At 50.7% G+C, this 21,436-nt stretch carries 17 protein-coding genes; 11 read left to right on the top strand and 6 right to left on the bottom strand.

Going from position 1 to position 21,436, the window contains the following annotated elements; all coding sequences use genetic code 11:
• Positions 1-10: 10 nt before the first annotated feature.
• Positions 11-661 (top strand): glutaredoxin 2, encoded by a 651-nt coding sequence (gene grxB, locus L6J37_RS02235; protein WP_237793963.1) that lies wholly within the window; start codon positions 11-13, stop codon positions 659-661.
• A 101-nt stretch (positions 662-762) separates the two neighbouring features.
• Here the strand turns inward: grxB and L6J37_RS02230 are convergent, their stop codons facing one another.
• From L6J37_RS02230 to L6J37_RS02215, 4 genes are all read right to left on the bottom strand, one after another.
• Positions 763-1,440: an ABC transporter permease gene (locus L6J37_RS02230; RefSeq protein ID WP_120511450.1), complete on the bottom strand. Its 678-nt coding sequence runs from the start codon at positions 1,438-1,440 to the stop codon at positions 763-765.
• Positions 1,441-1,443: 3 nt separating this feature from the next.
• Positions 1,444-2,184: an ABC transporter permease gene (locus L6J37_RS02225; protein ID WP_192017028.1), complete on the bottom strand. Its 741-nt coding sequence runs from the start codon at positions 2,182-2,184 to the stop codon at positions 1,444-1,446.
• A gap of 142 nt (positions 2,185-2,326) precedes the next feature.
• Complete coding sequence (locus tag L6J37_RS02220; RefSeq protein ID WP_192017027.1) at positions 2,327-3,103, bottom strand: ABC transporter substrate-binding protein; 777 nt, start codon at positions 3,101-3,103, stop codon at positions 2,327-2,329.
• Between the two features lie 114 nt (positions 3,104-3,217).
• The gene (locus L6J37_RS02215; protein ID WP_120511453.1) at positions 3,218-3,988 is read right to left on the bottom strand and encodes an ABC transporter ATP-binding protein; all 771 of its coding nucleotides are present in this window, start codon (positions 3,986-3,988) and stop codon (positions 3,218-3,220) included.
• 1,119 nt (positions 3,989-5,107) lie between these two features.
• Between L6J37_RS02215 and L6J37_RS02210 the strand changes: the two genes are divergently transcribed.
• The 3 genes from L6J37_RS02210 (at position 5,108) to pflA (ending at position 9,866) form a co-directional block, all read left to right on the top strand.
• A complete protein-coding gene (locus L6J37_RS02210) occupies positions 5,108-6,598 on the top strand; it encodes a DUF3360 family protein (protein ID WP_237793961.1) in 1,491 nt (496 codons plus the stop codon).
• A gap of 141 nt (positions 6,599-6,739) precedes the next feature.
• Positions 6,740-9,016, top strand: coding sequence for a formate C-acetyltransferase (pflB, locus tag L6J37_RS02205; protein ID WP_237793960.1), 2,277 nt, complete (start codon positions 6,740-6,742; stop codon positions 9,014-9,016).
• Positions 9,017-9,125: 109 nt separating this feature from the next.
• Entirely contained in the window at positions 9,126-9,866 is a 741-nt protein-coding gene (pflA, locus tag L6J37_RS02200; protein WP_192017024.1) for a pyruvate formate lyase 1-activating protein, read from the top strand.
• 125 nt (positions 9,867-9,991) lie between these two features.
• On the opposite strand, the gene L6J37_RS02195 is transcribed toward pflA, so the two are convergent.
• Positions 9,992-10,642, bottom strand: coding sequence for an energy-coupling factor ABC transporter permease (locus L6J37_RS02195; RefSeq protein WP_311568612.1), 651 nt, complete (start codon positions 10,640-10,642; stop codon positions 9,992-9,994).
• Positions 10,643-10,814: 172 nt separating this feature from the next.
• Here L6J37_RS02195 and L6J37_RS02190 point away from each other — a divergent pair, with 172 nt between their 5' ends.
• The 4 genes from L6J37_RS02190 to L6J37_RS02175 all read left to right on the top strand — a co-directional run bounded on the left by L6J37_RS02190 (position 10,815) and on the right by L6J37_RS02175 (position 16,591).
• A complete protein-coding gene (locus L6J37_RS02190; protein ID WP_237793959.1) occupies positions 10,815-11,315 on the top strand; it encodes a YfbU family protein in 501 nt (166 codons plus the stop codon).
• A 419-nt stretch (positions 11,316-11,734) separates the two neighbouring features.
• Positions 11,735-12,970, top strand: coding sequence for an ABC transporter substrate-binding protein (locus tag L6J37_RS02185; RefSeq protein ID WP_218382797.1), 1,236 nt, complete (start codon positions 11,735-11,737; stop codon positions 12,968-12,970).
• Positions 12,970-15,333 carry an ATP-binding protein gene (locus tag L6J37_RS02180; RefSeq protein WP_192017021.1) on the top strand — a complete coding sequence of 788 codons (2,364 nt, stop codon included), beginning with the start codon at positions 12,970-12,972 and terminating at the stop codon, positions 15,331-15,333. Before L6J37_RS02185 ends, L6J37_RS02180 begins: the two co-directional genes overlap by 1 nt.
• Positions 15,323-16,591, top strand: coding sequence for a sigma-54-dependent transcriptional regulator (locus L6J37_RS02175; RefSeq protein WP_192017020.1), 1,269 nt, complete (start codon positions 15,323-15,325; stop codon positions 16,589-16,591). Before L6J37_RS02180 ends, L6J37_RS02175 begins: the two co-directional genes overlap by 11 nt.
• 70 nt (positions 16,592-16,661) lie before the next feature.
• Here the strand turns inward: L6J37_RS02175 and L6J37_RS02170 are convergent, their stop codons facing one another.
• Positions 16,662-17,702 (bottom strand): porin, encoded by a 1,041-nt coding sequence (locus L6J37_RS02170; protein WP_237793958.1) that lies wholly within the window; start codon positions 17,700-17,702, stop codon positions 16,662-16,664.
• Between the two features lie 381 nt (positions 17,703-18,083).
• Between L6J37_RS02170 and rlmA the strand changes: the two genes are divergently transcribed.
• The 3 genes from rlmA to L6J37_RS02155 all read left to right on the top strand — a co-directional run bounded on the left by rlmA (position 18,084) and on the right by L6J37_RS02155 (position 21,404).
• Positions 18,084-18,935, top strand: a complete 852-nt coding sequence (gene rlmA, locus L6J37_RS02165; RefSeq protein ID WP_237793957.1) for a 23S rRNA (guanine(745)-N(1))-methyltransferase — start codon at positions 18,084-18,086, stop codon at positions 18,933-18,935.
• A gap of 127 nt (positions 18,936-19,062) precedes the next feature.
• A complete protein-coding gene (locus L6J37_RS02160; protein WP_237793956.1) occupies positions 19,063-20,019 on the top strand; it encodes a ChaN family lipoprotein in 957 nt (318 codons plus the stop codon).
• Between the two features lie 416 nt (positions 20,020-20,435).
• On the top strand, positions 20,436-21,404 hold the full coding sequence (locus L6J37_RS02155; protein ID WP_218382790.1) for an ABC transporter substrate-binding protein: 969 nt from the start codon (positions 20,436-20,438) through the stop codon (positions 21,402-21,404).
• The last annotated feature ends 32 nt before the right edge of the window (positions 21,405-21,436 follow it).

Genomic DNA, 21,436 nt, shown 5'->3' with positions numbered 1-21,436 from the left:
GTTTGAATAAATGAAACTCTTTGTTTTCGATCACTGCCCGTATTGCATTAAAGCCATGATGGTGGCCGGGCTGAACAAAGCCAATGTTGAGCTGGTTTTCTTGCAAAACCATGATGTGCAGGCGCGTATCGATAAAGTGGGTGCCAACATGGTGCCTATTCTGCAAAAACCTGACGGCAGCTATATGGCAGAAAGCCTGGATATTGCCCGCTACCTTGACGAGCAGGATGGTCAACCTCTGCTGGCGAAGGCCCAGCATGAGGCACGCATTGCCGAGTGGTACGACGCCGCCCGGCCTTTCAGCAGCCGTTTAGTGTATCCGCGCTGGCTGATGATTGACCTGCCTGAGTTTCAGTGCCAGGAAGCCAAAGACTGGTTTGAAAACAATAAATCAGCCATGATCGAACAAAGCTTTGATGACGCCTTTGCGCAGACCGCTCAGTATCTCAGTGGTATGGAAGCGGTGCTTGCTCAGCTTGACTGGCTGACCCTGCCTTCCGAGCGCGATAATGTGCTCAGCTATGACGACGTCAATCTGTTCCCGACCCTGAGAAACCTGACTGTGGTCAAAGGGCTGACTTTCCCTTCCCGGGTGCGCCAGTACCTTGATCAAGTGACCGCGCTGACTGGCATCAGCCTGTACGATGCAGTGGCGGTGTAGGTGGCAGTGTAATTGCTGAGTTCGCCATGCGATAAGCTGCCATAAACAACTAAGCCAAGGCATCTGCCTTGGCTTAGTGTTTGAAGCGCGAGGAGATCTTATCAGCTCAGCGCTTTCATGTGACGCAGGAATCGCCCTTCAAGCTTGCGGAAAGCCCAGATCACAGTGAACGTCAGTACCATGTAACACAATCCTGCAAACAGGTAAGATTCAAAAGGTGCGTAATAGCGGGAGTTCACTATCCGTGCCGCACCGGTCAAATCCACAATGGTCACGATACCAGCGACCGCCGAGCCGTGAATCATGAAGATCACTTCATTACTGTATGCCGGTAAGGCGCGACGCAGCGAGCTTGGCAAAATAATCCGGCTGAATGCCTGCCAGTGACTCATACCATAAGCTTTCGCCGCTTCCACTTCCCCTTTTGGCATACTGTTAATGGAACCCCGGACGATTTCTGCCGTATAAGCGGCGGTATTGAGCACAAAGGATACCAGAGCACAAAACCAGGCTTCTTCCCAGAGCGTGCCTTGTACATTTAACAGCTGGCTCATGCCGTAATAAATCAGATACAGCTGTACCAGCAGCGGCGTACCACGGAAGAAGTAAATGTACGCCCAGGCGGGCCCTGAAATCAGCGGATTCTTGCTGTTTCGTGCCACACCGATAGGAATGGAAATCACCAGACCAATGGCAAGTGCCAGCGCTACCATCCACAGTGTGGTGTAAAAACCTTGCAGATACAGCGGCCAGCTATCAGTCAGAATACTAAAGTCCATCTCTTACCTCGTATGGATACTGAACCGACGCTCTGCCCACTTCAGTACCGAAGTGGAAAGCGAGGTAAACACAAGAAACAACACAGCAATTGCCATGTAGAAGGTAAATGGCATCTGAGTCGTACCGGCGGCCAGTGCCCCCTTACGCACCATGTCATCCAGACCAATAATAGAGACCAGAGCTGTGGTTTTCAGCAACACCAGCCAGTTATTACCAAAACCCGGTAAGGCATGGCGGATCATTTGCGGCAACAGGACACGGCGGAACGACATCGCACTGCTCATGCCATAGGCTTTCGCCGCTTCCAGCTCACCTTTGTCCACCGCCATAATGGCACCGCGGAAGGTTTCTGCCATGTAGGCACCGAAGATAAAGCCAATGGTCAGTATACCCGCGACAAATGGGCTGACTTCGATATAGTCAGGCAGATAAGCTGTCCATTCATGGCTGGGATCTGATGACGCAAAATAATTGTTCAGCCACTCATTGATGCCATACAAACTGTTGTTCAGCAGTACCTGACCGCCAAAGAAGATCAGCATCATGAGTACCAGATCAGGAATACCGCGGATGACAGTGGTGTAAGTGGTCGCCGTTAAGCGGGCCAGGCGATAACGTGACAATTTTGCCAGCGCACCTATCATGCCCAATACCATCGCCAGCACCAAAGACAGCAAAGCAACCTGCAAGGTTATCCATGCGCCTTCGATCAACGACCATTCGTATCCTTTTAAATCTAACAAGGGGTCACTCCTTTAAACTGCAAAGAGTCAGCGACAGATAGTAAAAGTGCCGAGCCACCCTCGACCCGGCACTCTTATTCGTCTCATCACATCGCTCGTACACCGGGAGACATATTGATGTCTCTGAGTCCACTGTCAGCGATTAGTCACCGTATACGTCGTAAGAGAAGTACTTAGATGCCAGTTGCTGATAGACGCCTTTTTCGCGCAGCGACAAGATGGCTTTATCCAGTTTTTCTGTCAGATCTTTATCCTGCTTACGGGTTGCAATCCCGAAGCCTTCACCGAACCACTTAGGATCGGTCAGAGAAGGGCCGATGAACTCATACCCTTCGCCGCCGTCTTTGTTCAGCAGACCTTCTTCCAGCGCAGAGGCATCACCCAGCACGGTGGCGATACGGCCGGCTTTCAGATCCAGATAAGCATCATCAAAAGAACCGTAACGTACGATCTCAACAGCATCACCATAGTTGTCGGTCAGGTATTTATCGTGCGTCGTTGCACGCTGAACACCAATTTTGACGCCTTTCAGACCTTCTTTGCTGAAGTCAATCTGTGTGCCTTTCTTGGCCACATATTTATTGGGGATCAGAGCGTATTTGCCAGTGAAGTCCACTTTCTTTTTACGCTCTTCCGTGATTGACATAGCGGCAATGATTGCATCGTATTTACGTGCCAGCAGAGACGGGATAATACCGTCCCAGTCCTGGGCGACGATCTTACATTTTGCTTGCAGTTCTTCACACAGCGCATTGGCCATGTCGACGTCAAAACCTTTCAGTTCACCGCTTGGTTCGGTCCAGCTGAATGGAGGATAGGCGCCTTCGATACCGAAACGAATTTCTTTCCACTCTTTCGCTTGAACTGAGGTGGCCCCCAGAGCAGAAACGACGGCGGCAGCCAAAATCCATTTTTTCATTGTCTTACTCCTGTTGTATTTGCATCCACCCCTTTGTGAGTCAGAGATGGTTGTAAACCGCTGAAACAGCGAAGTTGTTAATTATCGGGATTGAGTAAAACTCACATCCCTATTTTAGTAAATGGAGGAAATAAATTGTTTTAATCTTTCTGAATCCGGATTCTGGAACAGCTTTTCAGGATGTCCCTGCTCTTCAACCAGCCCCTGGTGTAAGAACATCACCTGATTCGACACATCGCGGGCAAACGCCATTTCGTGTGTCACCACCAGCATAGTGCGTCCTTCCTGGGCCAGATCCTGCATGACGCCCAATACTTCACCGACCAGCTCAGGGTCAAGGGCGGAGGTAGGTTCGTCAAACAGCATCACTTCGGGGTCTACCGCCAGTGCGCGCGCAATGGCGGCCCGTTGCTGCTGACCACCAGAGAGGTGACCCGGGTAATAATGGCGTCTTTCGTACAAACCCACTTTCTTCAGTAAGGCTTCGGCTTTTTCGATAGCTTCTGCTTTAGGCACACCGAGGACATGAACAGGTGCTTCGATGACATTTCCCAGCACAGTCATGTGCGACCAGAGATTAAAGCCCTGGAAAACCATTGCCAGCCGGGAACGAATACGCTGCACCTGACGATCATCAACAGGCAGGAATTCACCCCGGCGATTGTTCTTCATTTTTATCAGTTCGCCATTGACCCAAATTTCACCCTGAGTTGGCGTTTCCAACAGGTTAATACAGCGAAGAAATGTACTTTTACCTGAACCAGAAGAGCCAATGATAGAGATGACATCCCCGCAATGCGCAGTGAGCGAAATCCCTTTCAATACTTCATTCTGGCCAAAAGATTTATGTAAATCCTTTACTTCAAGCGCTACTGCTTCTGTCATGCGCTTTGTCTCCTGTTGCTTGTCAAACCCAAATACTGCACCTGAAACAAATGATGCAAATGTGGCTGAGTGCGCTGAATACTGTCGGCTAAAGTCTTTATGCATGATAGTGAAAGTTCGTAAAACATCACTATTAACACTAGATCAACATTAGCAGAACGATATTTGTTACCCATTGTTATTCCTGGTAACTCATCACTAATACACGCCACGGATAACTTTATCTTTTTATCAAGCCAGTTAGTGACGCTACCATTCATCCTGCTCCTCTCGGTAATCCGACAGTGAGAAAGTCTGTTTTCGCAGCCCTTTGACGAAGGTATCACCACGAACTTTGCTTGACAACATTTTGTTAACTTTCGGATTTTAGCATTATAAGATGGAAAAATCGCATATTTAATCAATAAAACACTGCAAACGATTATTTAATAAGCGCAATAGATTCTCACTATTTTAGTATAAAAAATCAGTTTCATACATCCGGGCGAATTATCCGCTGCGTGCGATAAAAAGAATAAACATCAGACTCAGCTAAATAAAAGCACGACAGGGAGTCTTCTGAATTTACGGGTGATAAAGGCAACAGTTTGGATTACGTCAGGATGTAATCGATATCGCGCCATTAAGAGAATAATAATCCCGCCGTACCCAATCATTCCTTCTGTTTGCTTCAGCAAAATGAAAGTGGGCAAACATGCAGAATGAGTAACTGATAATGTGCTTTATGCTAAATATAAAATTCGTCATAACATGACGAGGCTTGCAGAAATTGAATTTGTTCATCCCGCGAAAATGGCCGCAGAGGATACGAGCATTGCGTTTTTCTGCGCCGTATCCTGTCCGTTCCCCCCTCCCCTTTACGTCACAAAGATATAAATTTACGTAATAAAATTACAAACAAAGCCAAAATACCTACTCATATCTCACCGAAAACGGGTTTTTACGTAGTATTTCTTCATACAAGAGGCATGGATGATCAGGATCAACTTTTCCTGGGAATCCGGGGAGTAAACTGTCTTCATTGTCAGTAATTGATACCAGAACATAAATCAGCACTGGATTCAGGCCATACCCCCGGTGCAGAACACAAGAATTATAGACTTGTAGAACGAGGCCCTTATGTCATCACACCTTCATTTCGGTGACGTCCAAATCGATGTGGACTCCGAGCGTTATTCGTCCCATCACAAACCCGCCAGCTGCTTTCCCAGCCGCTCCCGGTATCTTGATCATGAACTTCAGATCCTGAATCCTCGCCGGTGGGCACTGAACCTGCCCGGTCGAGATTTCCGTTTTGAGTGGGAAGATCTGGTGCCCGCAATAGCCGGTACTATCGGCATTATTGCGATGTATTCAGCAGTGATGTCCTCTTATGCCGCGGCCTACGGGCTTGGCCCGGATTTCGTGGTTGAGAACGTCAGGGTAGAGATGCTGATATCGGCATCGCTGTTTTGTATTCTGATATCCGGTTTTATGAACCCGCGCGCCAATCTGGCGGGCAACCATGGCCCGATGATCCCCATGATAGGCATGATTGCAGCCGCCGGTGGTCACCCGTTGGCACTGGCTATTTTGCTGGGCGGTTTCGGCCTGGCGCTCAGCCTGTGTAAAGGCGGCTCCCGACTGGTCAAACTCACCAGCGATGGTGTGGCTGGCGGGCTGCTGATTTTCCTTGGTTTTGTCGGCTCCAGCGGGCAGATAAAAAGCCTGCTGAGCTGGGGCAGCGACATCAATATGGGCTATGTCGCCACTTTCATCCTCTTTATTTCTATTGTGCTTTATGCCTTTCTGGCCCGAATCGGCAAACGCTGGCTGGCGATTCCTGTCTGCGCAGTCACTGCCGGTATCATCGCCGCCATCATGGGCGCCCCGTTCGAGTTCCATACCACACCTGGCCTGCCTAATCTGAACCCGGCCTATTGGTGGGGATCGACTGAAACAGGCTGGAAACTGGGCATGCCGACTGTGGAGCACTTCATTGCGTCGCTGCCGTTTGCCCTGCTGGCCGTTGCCATGTGGTCACCCGACTTTCTTGGTCACCGCATTTTTCAGGAAATGAACTACCCTGAAAAAGCTGAGAAAGCCCTGATGGATGTCGATGACACCATGACAGGCTGCTCGGTTCGCCAGATAGTCGGCGCAGCATTTGGCGGCGGTAATGTCACCTCATCCTGGGGGACCTATATGATCCCTGCCGCCATCGCCAAACGGCCGATTCCTGCTGGTGCTATTTTGCTGGGCAGCATATGCATCGTTGTGGCTATTATCGGCTACCCTATGGATATTGCGATTTGGCCGCCGGTGATGACGATTGCCCTGCTGGCTGGTGTGTTCCTGCCGCTGCTGGAAGCTGGTATGCAGATGGTAAAAGATGCCAGGTCCAGCCAGTCGGCGGGGATCTGTATCTTCGCATCCATGGCGGTGAACCCTGTGTTCGGCTGGGCTGTCACTATGCTGCTGGATAACAACGGTCTTATTGGCGACAAAGAGCGGCCGAATCACCTGACACTGGCTGACCGCATCATCATCCCGGGTCTGACACTGCTTGTGTGCCTGGGAGCCATGCTGGCGGTCGGCATGATTCCTGGTATCCCCGCCCTTCTGGGATAAAGCAGGAAAACAAAACGTTCCGACCTATCAGTGCGGTAAATCAAAAAGCCGCACTGGCAGAAATGATACAAATTGCACAGGCTGCAGACTCATGGCAGCACTTGCAGACATTTTCTACTGACGAAAACAGGTAGGTATAATATGGCAGATCAATTTGCTACGGCTTGGGAAGGCTTCAAGGCCGGTGAATGGCAAAGCGAAGTCAACGTCCGTGACTTCATCCAGAAAAACTACACCCCTTACGAGGGCAATGAAGACTTTCTGGTCAGCGAAGGCACAGCGGCAACCCGGAAGCTCTGGGCTAAAGTGATGGAAGGCATCAAACAGGAAAACGCCACGCACTCTCCTGTTGATTTCGATACGTCAATCATTTCTACCATCACCGCACACGATGCGGGCTATATCGACAAAACACTGGAAACCATAGTCGGTCTGCAAACGGATGCCCCGCTGAAACGGGCTATCATTCCTAACGGCGGCATCCGTATGGTCGAGAGTTCCTGTAAAGCTTACGATCGCGAGCTGGATCCTCAGGTGAAGAAAATCTTCACTGAATACCGCAAAACCCATAATCAGGGTGTGTTCGATATTTATACCCCTGACATCATGAAATGCCGTAAATCAGGCGTGCTGACCGGTCTGCCCGATGCCTACGGCCGTGGCCGTATCATAGGCGACTATCGCCGTGTGGCTCTGTACGGTATTGACTATCTGATGCAGGACAAACTGGCCCAGTTTACCTCGCTGCAAGCGCGTTTCGAGCAAGGCGAAGATCTGCAGATGACCATGCAGCTGCGCGAGGAAATTGCCGACCAACACCATGCGCTGGCACAGATGAAAGAAATGGCCGCCAAATACGGCTACGACATTTCGCGTCCTGCCGACACTGCGCAAGAGGCGATTCAGTGGACTTACTTCGGCTATCTGGCGGCGGTGAAATCGCAAAACGGAGCAGCGATGTCACTGGGTCGAACCTCGACCTTCCTTGACATCTACATGGAGCGGGATCTGGCGGCCGGTAAGATCAGCGAAGAGCAAGCGCAGGAAATGATTGACCACTTCGTGATGAAACTGCGTATGGTTCGCTTCCTGCGTACACCTGACTACGATGAACTGTTCTCCGGCGATCCCATCTGGGCGACAGAATCCATTGGTGGTATGGGGGTTGACGGCCGGACACTGGTATCAAAAACCAGCTTCCGCTTCCTCAATACCCTCTACACCATGGGGCCAAGCCCGGAGCCGAACATCACAGTGCTCTGGTCTGATCGCCTGCCGGAAGGCTTTAAGAAATTCTGCGCCAAAGTGTCTATCGATACCTCATCTATTCAGTATGAGAACGATGATCTGATGCGTCCGGATTTCAATTCAGACGATTACGCCATTGCCTGCTGTGTCTCACCTATGGTGGTCGGTAAGCATATGCAGTTCTTCGGCGCCCGGGCCAACCTGGCAAAAACCCTGTTGTACTCCATCAACGGCGGTGTGGATGAAAAACTGAAATTGCAGGTCGGCCCGAAAGCGGCTCCGATGACGGATGAGGTGCTGGACTATGACAAAGTGATGGCCAGTCTGGATTCTTTAATGGACTGGCTGGCGACACAGTACGTCACCGCACTGAACGCCATTCACTTTATGCATGACAAATACAGCTACGAAGCGGCATTGATGGCACTGCACGACAGAGACGTGCGTCGCACCATGGCCTGTGGTATTGCCGGCCTGTCGGTGGCAGCAGATTCTCTGTCTGCCATCAAGTACGCCACAGTGAAACCGGTGCGCGACGAAGACGGCATTGCCACTGACTTTGAAATCGACGGTGACTATCCGAAATTCGGTAATAACGATGCCCGTGTCGATGATATCGCCTGCGATCTGGTCGAACGCTTTATGAATAAGATCCGTAAGCTGAAAACCTATCGCGATGCCATTCCGACTCAGTCTATCCTGACCATCACCTCCAACGTGGTATACGGTAAGAAAACCGGTAATACCCCGGACGGTCGTCGTGCCGGCCAGCCCTTCGCACCGGGTGCCAACCCTATGCACGGTCGTGATGAGAAAGGGGCGGTGGCCTCGCTGACATCAGTGGGTAAATTGCCGTTCGCACACGCCAAAGACGGTATCTCTTATACCTTCTCTATCGTGCCCAATGCACTGGGTAAATCTGACGATACCCGCCGCGCCAATCTGGCCGGTCTGATGGACGGTTATTTTCACCACGATGCCGGTATTGAAGGCGGCCAGCACCTGAACGTCAATGTGCTGAACCGGGAAACGCTGGAAGATGCCGTGAAGCATCCGGAGAAATACCCGCAGCTCACCATACGGGTATCCGGTTATGCGGTACGCTTCAACTCACTGACGACAGAGCAGCAACAGGACGTGATTGCACGTACCTTTACTGAGTCGCTGTAACCCTTGCCGGGCAGCAACGGCACTGCACTGCACTTTCCCCGCGGCTTGCAAGAGTCGCGGGGATTATACTTAAACCGCCATGCAATTTTTTATCTGGGAGCGCCACGTTATGACAGTAAAAGGCCGTATTCACTCCTTTGAGTCCTGCGGTACTGTGGATGGCCCGGGCATACGCTTCATCGTGTTTATGCAAGGTTGCCTGCTGCGATGCCAGTACTGCCACAACCGCGATACCTGGGATCTGGAAGGCGGACGTGAAATCACAGTGGATGAGCTGATGAAAGAAGCCCTCTCTTATCGCCATTTCATGACAGCCTCAGGTGGCGGTGTTACCGCATCCGGTGGTGAGGCGATATTACAACCAGAATTCATTCGCGACTTTTTCCGGGCGGCCAAAGCCGAGAACATCCATACCTGTCTGGATACCAACGGTTATGTCCGTAAGCATACCCCTGTGATTGATGAGCTGCTGGATGCGACGGATCTTGTGATGCTGGATCTCAAACAAATCGACGATGAGATTCACCATGATTTGGTGGGCGTACCCAATAAACGCATTCTCGACTTCGCCCGTTATCTGCACAAGACAGGCCAGAAAACCTGGATCCGTCATGTCGTGGTACCCGGTTTTACCGACAACGACACCTCTGCCCATCAGTTGGGAGAATTCATTAAGGATATGGACAATATCGAAAAAATCGAACTGCTCCCCTACCATCAGCTAGGCGCGCACAAATGGGAAGCCATGGGGTATGACTATCCGCTGGAAGGGGTCAAACCGCCGTCAAAAGCTGTGATGGACAGGGTAAAAGCCATCCTGTCGCAATATCATCCCAATGTGATGTATTGATTGCGCTGAGTTCCCGGTAACAGGCCGTACCGGCCATTTTGCCGTGGCTGAGATATAGATTCCCGCCTGCGCGGGAATGACAAATTATCACATAAAAATCATACTGTTATGTTTTATTAACAGCATTACTTATCCCGCTGGTAAATATAATCCCGTTCATAAAAGGTTCTCACCCACTCAGGTTTATACACCACCAGCAAGGTGGTCGACATACCGTTGAGCAGCGCTTCAGGAAACAACAGCAAGGGAATGAGCAATAAATAGTTATCGACGATATATTGCCAGCTGTATTCTCCTTCAAGCCAGATCCAGCTTCCAGTCAGCAGCATATGAACCACTTGCGACAGGGCGCCGTTAAAAAATGCCGCGACAAAAATATAAATAAAAAGATGCCGGCTCAGGTAACGGTAACTCAGCAAGAAAACCCAATAACTGATCAGTACGGGTACCACCACGCTGGTCAGATTCACCAGCCCCAGCTCTTGCCAGTCCTGAATACCGAATGCCACCAGCAGCAAACCAGGCACCGCGGCTATCCATATGGCGATTCGCCAGCCATGGGTCAGGGTTAGTACAGTCAAGGCCAGAAAATGGACTTTCAGCCCGTCGACCAGTCCGGCCCTCAGGCTCCACAACAAAAAGAGTATCACCACAGTCCCTGAGACCAGGTGCTGATAGTCTTTCTGGTGTTTGAACTTGGGATAGAATTCTCGCGGATAAGAGAAGAACAGCACGGCCAGCCATACGGCCCAGCCAGCCCAGGGAAGCATTGTCATTGCCAGCATCCTTGCATTGTATTCACCCAGTTGAATCACACTTCATTCTGGCCAGTGTAACGCAAAAGCAGTCGGTTTTTCTGTAATGTCGGCCGCAAACCCGGCTCAGATCAAAGCCGCTCGACGACTTGCTGCTATGCTGAAACCAGTAAAATCATTGCAGGATACCCTTATGGAAATGACACATGCACAACGTCTCATTTTGGCTAATCAATATCGACTGATGGCGCAGCTCGATCCCGAACATGCCGGCAAGTTTCAGCGTCTGCAAACCATAGTAGAGCACGGATACGGGCTGCAGCTCAGAGAGCTGGATAAAAACTTCGGGGCGATCTCAGAAGATGAATGTAAAGAAATCCTACAAGTGATGGAAATGCACCATGCCATGCAAGAATCCTGCAAACAGTTAAACGCAGCCGAGCAGACCCGGATTGATACTCGCCGTCTGACATTCCTGGGCTTTGATGCCGCCAGTGAGCCCCAGCAAATGCATTATGTTCGTTTCCTGACAATGGTAGAAAATCTTTATCCGCATTTCCTGCCTTCAGAGCACAGCTTTAACAGCCATGTGCCAATGCAGAGTAAATATCGCCGCATGCTGGGCGTGTGGCAACAGTGCCCTCGCCAGTATCATCTCTCCGCCACCGAAATACAGCAGATACTGAGTGCCTGACAAATTAGCCCGGATGACGAACAATGTCTCCCGCATCGCGGCCTTGATTTGATTCGGGCCGCCTTCCACGCCTGAACTATCCCTGTATCCTTCTGAGACAACAGCAAGACGCCGTATTACTGGCATATCTTTTTTACAATTTCCCCATTGGCGAAATCTGCTGTTCTGATAGATTTGCGCGGGCTATCGCAAAGTGAGTAATGATTGGGTCACGATTGGCACATTTTATGGCATGGAAAGCACTAAAGAGCTAGCCGACCATAACTTCAGCCATGATAATCGACTTTTTACTGTTCCCTACGGCCCCTTACTTGTATATAAGCGCGTAACGAATATCTCTTCTGTCTGCCATCTGCAAACGACGAGTAAAGGTGGGAAATAAGGAATGAATCAGGCTACGTAAGGAAGGATTCTTTGTCATGTTATACCGGCTTCTGATCTTAGCATTACTGGCGATCTCCCCCCTGCATGCCAGTGAAAAAAAGCAGCTGGTGATTCTGACCACCTTCAACCCTGCCCTGCTGAGCAGCAGCATTGAGATTTTTGAACAACAGCATGCTGGTTTGGATGTCACTATTCTGCAACGCCGGGAAAGTGAAGGACTGGCGTTGCTGGCGCTGCCGGATCATGGCGTGAATGTGGTGCTTTCCTCTTCCCGTCGTCTGTTTCAGCCACTGGCCGACAGCCATTCTCTGGTGCCTGTTGCCGAACTGACCGATGAGCACAGCCAGCTCGATTCAGACTACATTGCCGTTCTGGGGTACTCAGGCTGCGGCATCATATGGAACCAGCGTTATATCGACAGGAATGCACTGCCAGTTCCGTCGCGCTGGGAGTCCCTTATTGCCCCTGTCTACCACAGCCACCTGGTCATGAGCAGTCCCTCCCGTTCTGCGACCACGCACCTGATGGTGGAAAGCCTGCTGCAGCGTTATAGCTGGGATCAAGGCTGGCGCTTGCTTTTACAGCTGGGAGGCAACCTGAATGCCATTTCAGCCAACAGCCAGCGCGCCACCGATCTCGTCGCCAGCGGGCAATCTGGCATCGGTTTGGTTATCGACAGTTATGCCAAAGAGCAGCAAGATCATTTCCCGTTTATTCATTTTCAATATCAACCCAACAGTATTGTCCTGCCGAGCTATATCGCCGCACTGAACAGAAAACAATCCGATCAGCTGGGTATTGAGTTCGTGCGATTTATGCTGTCTGCCTCTTCGCAGGCGCGCATCGAGCAGTCCCCCAATTACAAGCATCGCCGAACGAAGATACCAACCATAGACACAGCGACTTTCACTGTCGATACCGGGTTAATGGAAGAGCGGGCGGTAGCTGTACAGCAACTCTTTGATATCAGTATCAGCCAACAGCAGCCCCTGCTGAACTATGCCTGGCAGCTGATCCATAAAATCCAGTTACTGCCGGGCCTGACTCCTCAGCAAACCGAGCAACTGGAACGATCCGTTGCGCTGGCTTCAACCACGGTGATCAGCGCCGAGCAAGCCGCGACTGAGGATTTTTTGTCGCTGCAAGACCCTGTGCGTCACCCGGCATCTGCCCGTACCGTCGGGCTCTGGCAAGAACAAATGAGCCAGCAATTACAGCAATCCATCCGTTTATCCCAAGACATACTCATGTCGTACAAGCAGGAGCTGTGATGCTAAAGCGCAAAACGATCGGAAATCGCCTGATTAGCGCCATCAGCCTGATGGCATTCCTGAGTATAGGCGTCAGCCTCATCGCGCTGATTACCTGGGAAAACCTCGATGATCAGATAGATGCCATTGTCAGTAAAAACCTGCCAACGCTCAGATCCAGCTATCACCTGGAACGCAGCACAGCGGCGCTGAAAGACAGACTGCATAATATCGGGGGCAATCAGGACCCGGCCCGACATGCTGAGCTGAAACAACAAATTCAGCTCGAAGCTGAAAGGATCACCCATTCCATTGCGAATACAGCCAGCCTGTCTTCCTATCCGGCGCTGAAAATTGAACACGTCAGCTTGCTCAAAGACATAGAGACATACAGCAATTTGCTGAGCAAGCGGTCGACCTTGCTGCTGGCGTTGGCGCAATCGGAAAGCCGGATCAGCTGGTTGCACCAAAAAGTGGTGGATGAGCTTGCTCCCATTCGCCAGGAAGTGGAATGGCAATTAACGCGTACCACACCCCATCACCTGGACAGTGACACCATACGGGAAACGGTCAATGAATTTTCTCTCATTCAGTCCATCACAGTAAAAGAGAGTGAGCTGTACCAGCTGGTGCAGGAAATGTTTCATCGGGACGATAACCGGGACATCGCCAACGCTTTTCACTACATTGGCTTTAAAACCCAGCAACTGAAAACCATGAGTGATTCCCTCAGCCACTACCCATCGACGCTGGCGTTCCGGCAACAGCTCAACGAGATGATCAGCCAGGTTGAGCCCAATGGCCCGGTGGCAATGCAACTGAGCGTGTTGTCTGCACTGGAAAAAACAATCCGAAGTTATAAAAAGCGCATCAACAACCGTCTGATTTATCAGGAGGATCTGATCCAGACTATGGTTGACCAGGCAGATTCCTCTCTGCTCACTCTCAACGATCACACCCGTCGGTCTGTCATCATCAGCAGCTACATTCTGCTTGGCGTGGTACTGCTGGCCATTACGCTGTCCGTCTTTCTGTCTGTCTATCTGGTCAGCCGCGGGATTGTCGCGCGTTTGAATCAACTCAGCCAGGATCTGTATGCCGTGGCGCACGGCGATCTCAATGCAAAAATTCAGGTTGATGGTGATGATGAAATTGGCCTGCTGGGTGACAGTCTGCGTCAATTCCGCCAGCAAATGCTGGAAATGCAGCGAGCCAATGCACTGAACCTGATCAATAACACTCAGGCCAGTATCATCACCTGTGATTTATCCGGCATCGTAGAATCGGTCAACCCCAGTGCGCTATCGCTGTTTGATGCCGAAGCTATCCCCGCCAATCAGACCATCTGGGCGCTGTTTAACCGCGTCATGGAACCCCGTCTGAAACGGCTGTTTCTGCCCAGCAGCCCTTTGCAGTCCAATGGCGCCTGCAACCTCACCATCAAACAGACACATTCCAGCGAACCGCGCTATCTTCGTCTGGACTTTCGCCTGTTCAAACAGGGGCGGGAAGCCAAAGTCATCATCACTGTGACAGACATTACCGAACAGGAAAGCGCGGCCCGCTGGCTGGAAAACATGGTGCAGGAAAAAACCGAGTCACTGACCAAGCGAAACCGACAGCTGAAAGCCGAAATCGAAGACAGAAAGCGTATTGAGGAAGATTTACGGGCCACACAGGATGAACTGATCCAAGCAGCAAAAATGGCCGTGGTCGGGCAGACCATGACCTCGCTGGCGCACGAGCTGAACCAGCCGCTGTCGGCCATGACAACCCATATCTTTGCCACGCGAATGGCCGTAGATAAGAACAACCTCACTCAGCTTGCAGCCAGCCTGGACAAGATGGACAGCCTGACTGAACGCATGGCCCGTATCATTGCCAGCCTGCGCAACTTCGCGAAAAAACAATCAGCCAACAGAATGCTTCAGGCTGTTGATATTCAAGAGTCGATCAATCACGCCCAGCAACTGATAGAAAGCAGGCTGAAAGTTCAGCAGACCAGTCTGATCAGCGGAATAAACAGCCCGTTTCAGGTCATCGCCGATCCCGTTCAGCTGGAACAGGTGCTGGTTAACCTGTTCATCAATAGCTGTGATGCGGTGGCTGGCTGCGATACCAGAGACATTTACGTAGAACTGCTTAATCACTCTGCTGAACGCCAGACATTCAGTTTAGCCATTTGTGATACAGGCCCGGGTTTTGCGAGAGACATTATTGAAAAACTGTTCACCCCCTTTACCACCACTAAAGATGTGGGCCTGGGACTGGGACTGAACATTTGCCGTTCCATCATGAACCGCTTGAACGGCGATATTTTCCTTGCTTCCACCTTACAAGGAGGCGCAATGGTTGTTTTGGAGTTAAATAAATATGACGATTAGCGATAACATTGAAGTACTGATCATTGATGACGATCAGGATGTTGCCGATGCTTACCAGCACCTGCTGGAAGTAGCTGGTTATCAGACCCGGACAGCCACAGATCCGTTGCAGGCTCTGACCTTGCTTCATAAAGAATGGCCCGGCGTAGTGATTACCGATATGTATATGCCAGGTATGAACGGGAAAGAGGTGCTGCATCGCATTAAATCACTGGATAGCACCCTGCCTGTGATACTAATCACCGGCCATGGCGACATTCCTATGGCAGTAGACGCCTTGCAAAACGGGGCGGCCGACTTTCTGCAAAAGCCATTACAGCCCGCTGAGCTGATCACACTGCTGGACAAGCATCTGCCGAAGCGAAAGCAGCTGATTGAACACCGTAAAAGGCTCAGGCAAACAGCCAGCGACGTGCTGCTGGGTGACAGCCCGCTGATAGTCAAGCTCCGCCATCAGATTGCAGCTGCGGAAAACAATGACAAAGATGCCCTGATTGAAGGAGAAGCCGGAACGGGACGCCACACCCTGGCCCGCTTGCTTCATGCCCACACAAAAATGGGTAAAGGCCCGTTTATTAAATTGTGCGGCAATAAAGTGCAGCGCACCTCTGATTTGCAACGGGCAATGCTCAATGCCCGCGAGGGCAGTCTTTGCATCAGTAACCTGCCGGCTATGCCGACCGACGCACAGCACTGGTTATGCCGCTTTCTCCTTGAACAAGAGCGCCTGGCGAAAAGAGAAGTACGTGTATTGGCGCTTGTTGAAGGGACGGCGGAACAAGCGGTCGAAAAAGAAACCTTAGTGCCTGAGCTGTTTTACTTTCTCAGCCAGGCGCGGTTTGTCATACCGCCACTAAGGCAAAGGGCAAGCGATATTACACTGCTGTTCCGATACTTTCTGGAGGCCAGCTGCCAGAAACTGAACAAACCCGTCCCTGTGGTGGATAAAGCCTATATCAATACGCTGAACCGGCACACCTGGGAAGGTAACGTTCTGGAATTACGTAACGTGGCAGAGCTCTACGCTATCGGTATCGTCAAACTCACCGGACAAGAACGGACCAAGTCGCTGGATCAAATGAGCAGCCCGCTGGATGATCTGATTGATGACTATGAAAAACAGGTGATTGAAGATGCCCTGTACCTTTTCGGCGGCAGAATTAATGAGGTTTCAACTTACCTGCAGATCCCACGTAAAAAGCTCTATCTGAGAATGAAAAAGCACAATCTGGATAAAGCCGATTACAAGGCAGGATAAATCACCTCAGCGCAGAGACAACAAAGGCCGGAGCAGATCCGGCCTTTTTATTGTCTTTGTTGCGAGCGGCTTAGAACTCGTAACGAATACCCAGTTGGTAGAAGTCTTCGTCGGCATCACCGCCGAAACCGCCTGAAACACCATTTGTACCGTCACGGAATACATAGCTGGTGAACAGAGAAGAACGGCTGGTCAGGTGATACTGAGCTTCCAGCGTAGTGTCTTTCAGCTCCAACTCGTCACCGTCTGTGTTTTCCAGGTTGCGGTAACCAGCACGCAATGTCCAGTCGGTGTTCAGATCATAGATGGCAACCACTTCCCACACTTCATCTTTACTCTTGCTTGGGCCGCCGGCATCAACTTCGTCTTCAGAGTACTCTGCACCTAAAGTGAATGCATTGATGCTGTAGGTGGCACCCACACCCCAGAAGTTATACTCATTACCGTCTTTGTCTTCGCTGTACTGATACGCCAGCACAGGCGCCAGGCGTCCGCCCTGCCCCAGATCCAGCGTATAGCGCAGCGCGGCGTTCATACCGTTATCCAGTGAATTACCGAACGCGTTTTTATCATTGTTACCAAAAATATAGCCAAGAGAGAAATCTAAGCCATTGATACTGTTTTGGTATTGCAGCGTCGCATCCTGACGGAAAACCTGGACAGCGGTACCATCGACCACCTCTGCCTGACGGGCTGCGGCGATATCAGACAAAGCAAACACATCAACGATGTCGGTAAACATGATAAGACCAGAAGCCACACGGCCACCCGTCACTTTACCCATTTCTTTACCGTCGATACCGGCCCAGACATAACGAGGTGACAGGCTGTCACCACCAGAGTTTTCGGCTTCTGCCGCATTAACCTGGTATTCAGCCCAGCCAATCACAGAAAACTGATCATTGATTGGCTGAGAACCACCCAGGCCAAGACGCGCATCAAATTCACCGTTGGTGTCGCCATCATCGGTGGCTTTGTCTGTAATGTTGTAGCCAAGACGGCCGTAAAGATTCACTTCACTACCATCTTCGCCTTGATAGATATTCGCCGCGTAGCTTGCGCCACTGGCAAACACGCTGGAGATAATTGCCGCTGCTAGTGTTTTTTTCATTTTGGTTTCCTTGAGTATGTGTTCTGAGTGACCACAACGCTGATGGCACTCTAAGCGCAAAAAACAGGTTAGGTTGCTGAGCCAGACACAGGGAAAAGGCAACCAAAGCCTGTTGCCGGCATCATAAAAATGCATAACCCAATCCAAGCATAGAGCAGAGGTTCACTTTATGCGCGACCAGATTATCTTTTCTCCCTGAATAAGCCCTTAATAAAACTAGGTATATGGGTTATTGATTAATTAGGATATTTTTCTGCGAGAAAGATCACCTTTTGTCTCAGGCTATTGGGCTTATTACTCAGGCCGCCGGATCTTTCCCTGCGCTTCTATGCCATACCCAAACAGGTTACAATCCTTTGTTTTCAGCGTTGGTGCTTTCTTATGTCCTATCAATGTCCCTTATGCCATCAGCCTCTTCATCATCAGCAACATCAATGGCGTTGCCAAAATAATCATCAGTTTGATCAGGCTAAGGAAGGATATGTCAACTTAATGCCTGTTCATCATAAAAGCTCAAAAAATCCCGGTGATAACAAAGAGATGATGCAGGCAAGAAGACAGTTTCTTGAGGCAAATCACTACCGGTTAATGAGAGAAAACATTGTTAAACTTCTGACTGTGCATCTGCCGGAGAACAGCAAGAAAATGCTGGATATCGGGTGTGGTGAAGGCTATTACACCTCCTCCTTTACAGCTCTGAGCGCCAGCCACCCGAGCCTGGAAGTGCACGGCCTGGACATTTCCAAAGTGGCCGTACGTTATGCCGCCAAACGCTATCCGGATTGCCACTTCTGCGTGGCATCCAGTCACAGACTGCCGTTCGCCGATCAGAGTCTGGATGCCATGGTGCGCATTTATGCGCCATGCAAGGCGGAAGAAATTGTCCGCACGCTGAAACCCGGTGCGATTTTATTAACAGTGACACCCGCTCCGCGGCACTTGTATCAATTGAAAGCACTCATTTATGACGACGTCAGGCTGCATGATACTCAGCCTGAAGTTCTGCCGGGTATGTCCTTGGTGCAGGAAGAACGGCTGCATTACACCATGAGCTTAAATGGCAGTGAAGCAACGGCACTGATGCAGATGACACCGTTTGCGTGGAAAACCAGTGACGCTGTCTGGCAGCACCTGGCGCAGCAACACGCATTCAGCTGCGAGGCAGATTTCACCCTGCGCGTTTACCAAAAATCCGCAACAGTGGATGATTCCGAACAGGATAATTGCAACTAATTCTCATTTCTATTGAGTCTGTCGTCAGTCTTCAATATCATACGGCCCATGACATAACCCCCTGAGGCTATCATACTGATTCTTAATATAAGCTCGGTAAGTATGCTTCAGACAAAGGATGGTATACATGAAGACTGGCTACGCAATGCTATTAGCCGCCCTGCTGAGTGGCTGTGCCACACAGCCAACATCCAGCACGACAACGGCTGCGACTCCTCCAACTCTGTACGATTACACCATTCGATCTCCTTCCGGGGCCGAACTGACAGAACAAGCCCTGGCGAATGTGCTGTCCGATGCGGATATCGTACTGGTGGGTGAATGGCACAGCCATCCGGGCACTCACCTGCTGCAAGCCCGGCTGCTGGCGGCACTGTATGCCAATAGCCCCAGACTGGCTTTGTCCATGGAGCAGTTTACCCGCGACAAACAGCAGGTCGTTGACCAGTTCCTTCACGGCGAAATCGGTGAGCAGGTACTGATCAAGCAGGGCAATGCCTGGCCGAATTACGAATCCGATTACCGTCCCCTGGTCGACTTTGCTCGCCAGCATCAGCTTGATGTGATCGCCGCCAATGCGCCGAAATCCATCGTCCGCTGTGTCGGCCGTTACGGGGCTGAATACCTGAATCGACTTCCAGTTACTGAGCGTAAGTGGGTGGCCCAGTCACTTACACTGAGAAATGACAAATACAAAGAAAAATTCACTGAGTCTATGCATCATGGTGATCCTGCCCAGTCTGAACGACAATTTGCTGCTCAGACCAGTTGGGACGACACCATGGCTGAAAGCATGGTCAACTACCTGCAAGCCCACCCAGACCACCAGATAATGCACGTCGCCGGGCGCTTTCACACCGCAGAAGGACTCGGCACGGCATCGCGTATTTTGTCGCGCAATCCGGCATTGAAAGTGGTGATGGTCACCCCGGTCACCGCCGACAGCCCTATCGCTGCAGATGCACCGGATTTTCAGGTTGAAGTCATGCCTCTGCCGCCCCGTTATATTCAGGAAGCCAATATGAAAGCGGCTTTTGCCCATATCGGCAAGCGCAACAATACACTTCAATGTATTGCTGAATAACATCTTTTTCCTGTCATGGCAGTCTGTACAGACTGCCTTCCTCGAACTTCCCCTTGCTTTGCTCAGAGTCTCACCACACCAGAGAATTGTTCATAATTCATCCAGCCGTGCAGCCGAATTCGCTCCTGCTGAGTCATAGCTCATCATGCTCACAAAAATACCAATAAAAAACATGACTCTGATTTTCACTGGCATTGTATATTTTTCAACCTGAAAATCATCTAAAACACAATATAATCCCCCACATATAGAGTATTTAGCAGTTACTTAGCCCCGCTCAATGTTACAGTGTTGTTAATTTTTGGATGTTCTTTCTTTTCTCATTGCGCTAAAACATTATGCCAATGATGGGTGTTTCTGATGGCACAGCTCGCCGGCCCATCTTTGTCATCACACCAGTACAAGGATTGCATACTATGAAGGGAAACAAATTGCTTTCGGCAGCCTGCATCGCTGCGGCGTTAGCCCTAACGGCGACACCAACCTTAGCCGAAATGGCCAAAGTGGCTGTGTCTCAGATCGTTGAACACCCGGCGCTGGACGCCACTCGTCTGGGCCTGCTTGATGGCCTGAAAGCGAAAGGCTACGAAGAAGGCAAGAATCTGGAATTCTCCTATCAGACCGCTCAGGGTAACCCTGCGATTGCGGTGCAAATCGCCAAACAGTTTGTCGGGGAGCAACCGGATGTCCTGGTGGGTATTGCAACACCAACAGCACAGGCACTGGCTGCAGCCACCCGTTCTATTCCCGTCGTTTTTACTGCAGTCACCGATCCTGTTGGCGCCAAACTGGTGCGTAATATTGATCAACCCGAGCGCAACGTCACCGGTCTGTCTGATTTATCCCCTGTCGCACAACACGTCGCACTGGTGAAAGAAATTCTGCCAGATGCCAAACGCATTGGTGTCGTTTACAACCCGGGCGAAGCCAATGCCGTCGCACTGGTTGATTTACTGCGCAAAGCCGCCAAAGAACAAGGCATGGAAGTGGTAGAAGGAACAGCCCTGAAAAGTGCTGATGTGCAGTCAGCAGCGCAAATCGTTGCCTCAAAAGCTGACGCGCTCTACGCACCAACAGATAACACTGTGGCCAGTGCCGTTGAAGGCTTAGTCAATGCCGGCAATCAGGCAGGCATTCCAGTTATCGGCGCCTCTACTACCTACATTGAAAGTGGTGCACTGGCGGCGCTGGGCTTCGACTATTATCAGGTGGGTGTTCAGACCGCAGACTATGTGGATGCGCTGCTCAAAGGCAAGAAAGTCTCTGAACTGCCGGTAAAAGTTGCTGTGGGTTCAGATCTGGCTCTGAACCAGAAAGCTGCCACCAAACTGAACATTACCTTCCCTCAGGCTCTGGTTGACCGCGCGACCTCTATCGCCAAGTAACCTTACCTCTCTATCGGGCACCGGCGTTCCAG

Origin of the sequence: Photobacterium sp. WH77 (assembly GCF_022014395.1) — a bacterium.
Classification (GTDB): Bacteria; Pseudomonadota; Gammaproteobacteria; order Enterobacterales; family Vibrionaceae; genus Photobacterium; species Photobacterium arenosum.
The sequence above is the reverse complement of the archived record's forward strand: the minus strand, read 5'-3'. Positions and strand labels throughout refer to the sequence as shown.

What these genes read in the sequence shown, in the direction of transcription:
- grxB (WP_237793963.1), top strand. Translation starts at nt 11, where the DNA reads ATGAAACTCTTTGTTTTCGATCACTGCCCGTATTGCATTAAAGCCATG.
- L6J37_RS02230 (WP_120511450.1), bottom strand. Translation starts at nt 1,440, where the DNA reads ATGGACTTTAGTATTCTGACTGATAGCTGGCCGCTGTATCTGCAAGGT.
- L6J37_RS02220 (WP_192017027.1), bottom strand. Translation starts at nt 3,103, where the DNA reads ATGAAAAAATGGATTTTGGCTGCCGCCGTCGTTTCTGCTCTGGGGGCC.
- L6J37_RS02215 (WP_120511453.1), bottom strand. Translation starts at nt 3,988, where the DNA reads ATGACAGAAGCAGTAGCGCTTGAAGTAAAGGATTTACATAAATCTTTT.
- L6J37_RS02210 (WP_237793961.1), top strand. Translation starts at nt 5,108, where the DNA reads ATGTCATCACACCTTCATTTCGGTGACGTCCAAATCGATGTGGACTCC.
- pflB (WP_237793960.1), top strand. Translation starts at nt 6,740, where the DNA reads ATGGCAGATCAATTTGCTACGGCTTGGGAAGGCTTCAAGGCCGGTGAA.
- pflA (WP_192017024.1), top strand. Translation starts at nt 9,126, where the DNA reads ATGACAGTAAAAGGCCGTATTCACTCCTTTGAGTCCTGCGGTACTGTG.
- L6J37_RS02195 (WP_311568612.1), bottom strand. Translation starts at nt 10,642, where the DNA reads ATGACAATGCTTCCCTGGGCTGGCTGGGCCGTATGGCTGGCCGTGCTG.
- L6J37_RS02190 (WP_237793959.1), top strand. Translation starts at nt 10,815, where the DNA reads ATGGAAATGACACATGCACAACGTCTCATTTTGGCTAATCAATATCGA.
- L6J37_RS02185 (WP_218382797.1), top strand. Translation starts at nt 11,735, where the DNA reads ATGTTATACCGGCTTCTGATCTTAGCATTACTGGCGATCTCCCCCCTG.
- L6J37_RS02180 (WP_192017021.1), top strand. Translation starts at nt 12,970, where the DNA reads ATGCTAAAGCGCAAAACGATCGGAAATCGCCTGATTAGCGCCATCAGC.
- L6J37_RS02175 (WP_192017020.1), top strand. Translation starts at nt 15,323, where the DNA reads ATGACGATTAGCGATAACATTGAAGTACTGATCATTGATGACGATCAG.
- L6J37_RS02170 (WP_237793958.1), bottom strand. Translation starts at nt 17,702, where the DNA reads ATGAAAAAAACACTAGCAGCGGCAATTATCTCCAGCGTGTTTGCCAGT.
- rlmA (WP_237793957.1), top strand. Translation starts at nt 18,084, where the DNA reads ATGTCCTATCAATGTCCCTTATGCCATCAGCCTCTTCATCATCAGCAA.
- L6J37_RS02160 (WP_237793956.1), top strand. Translation starts at nt 19,063, where the DNA reads ATGAAGACTGGCTACGCAATGCTATTAGCCGCCCTGCTGAGTGGCTGT.
- L6J37_RS02155 (WP_218382790.1), top strand. Translation starts at nt 20,436, where the DNA reads ATGAAGGGAAACAAATTGCTTTCGGCAGCCTGCATCGCTGCGGCGTTA.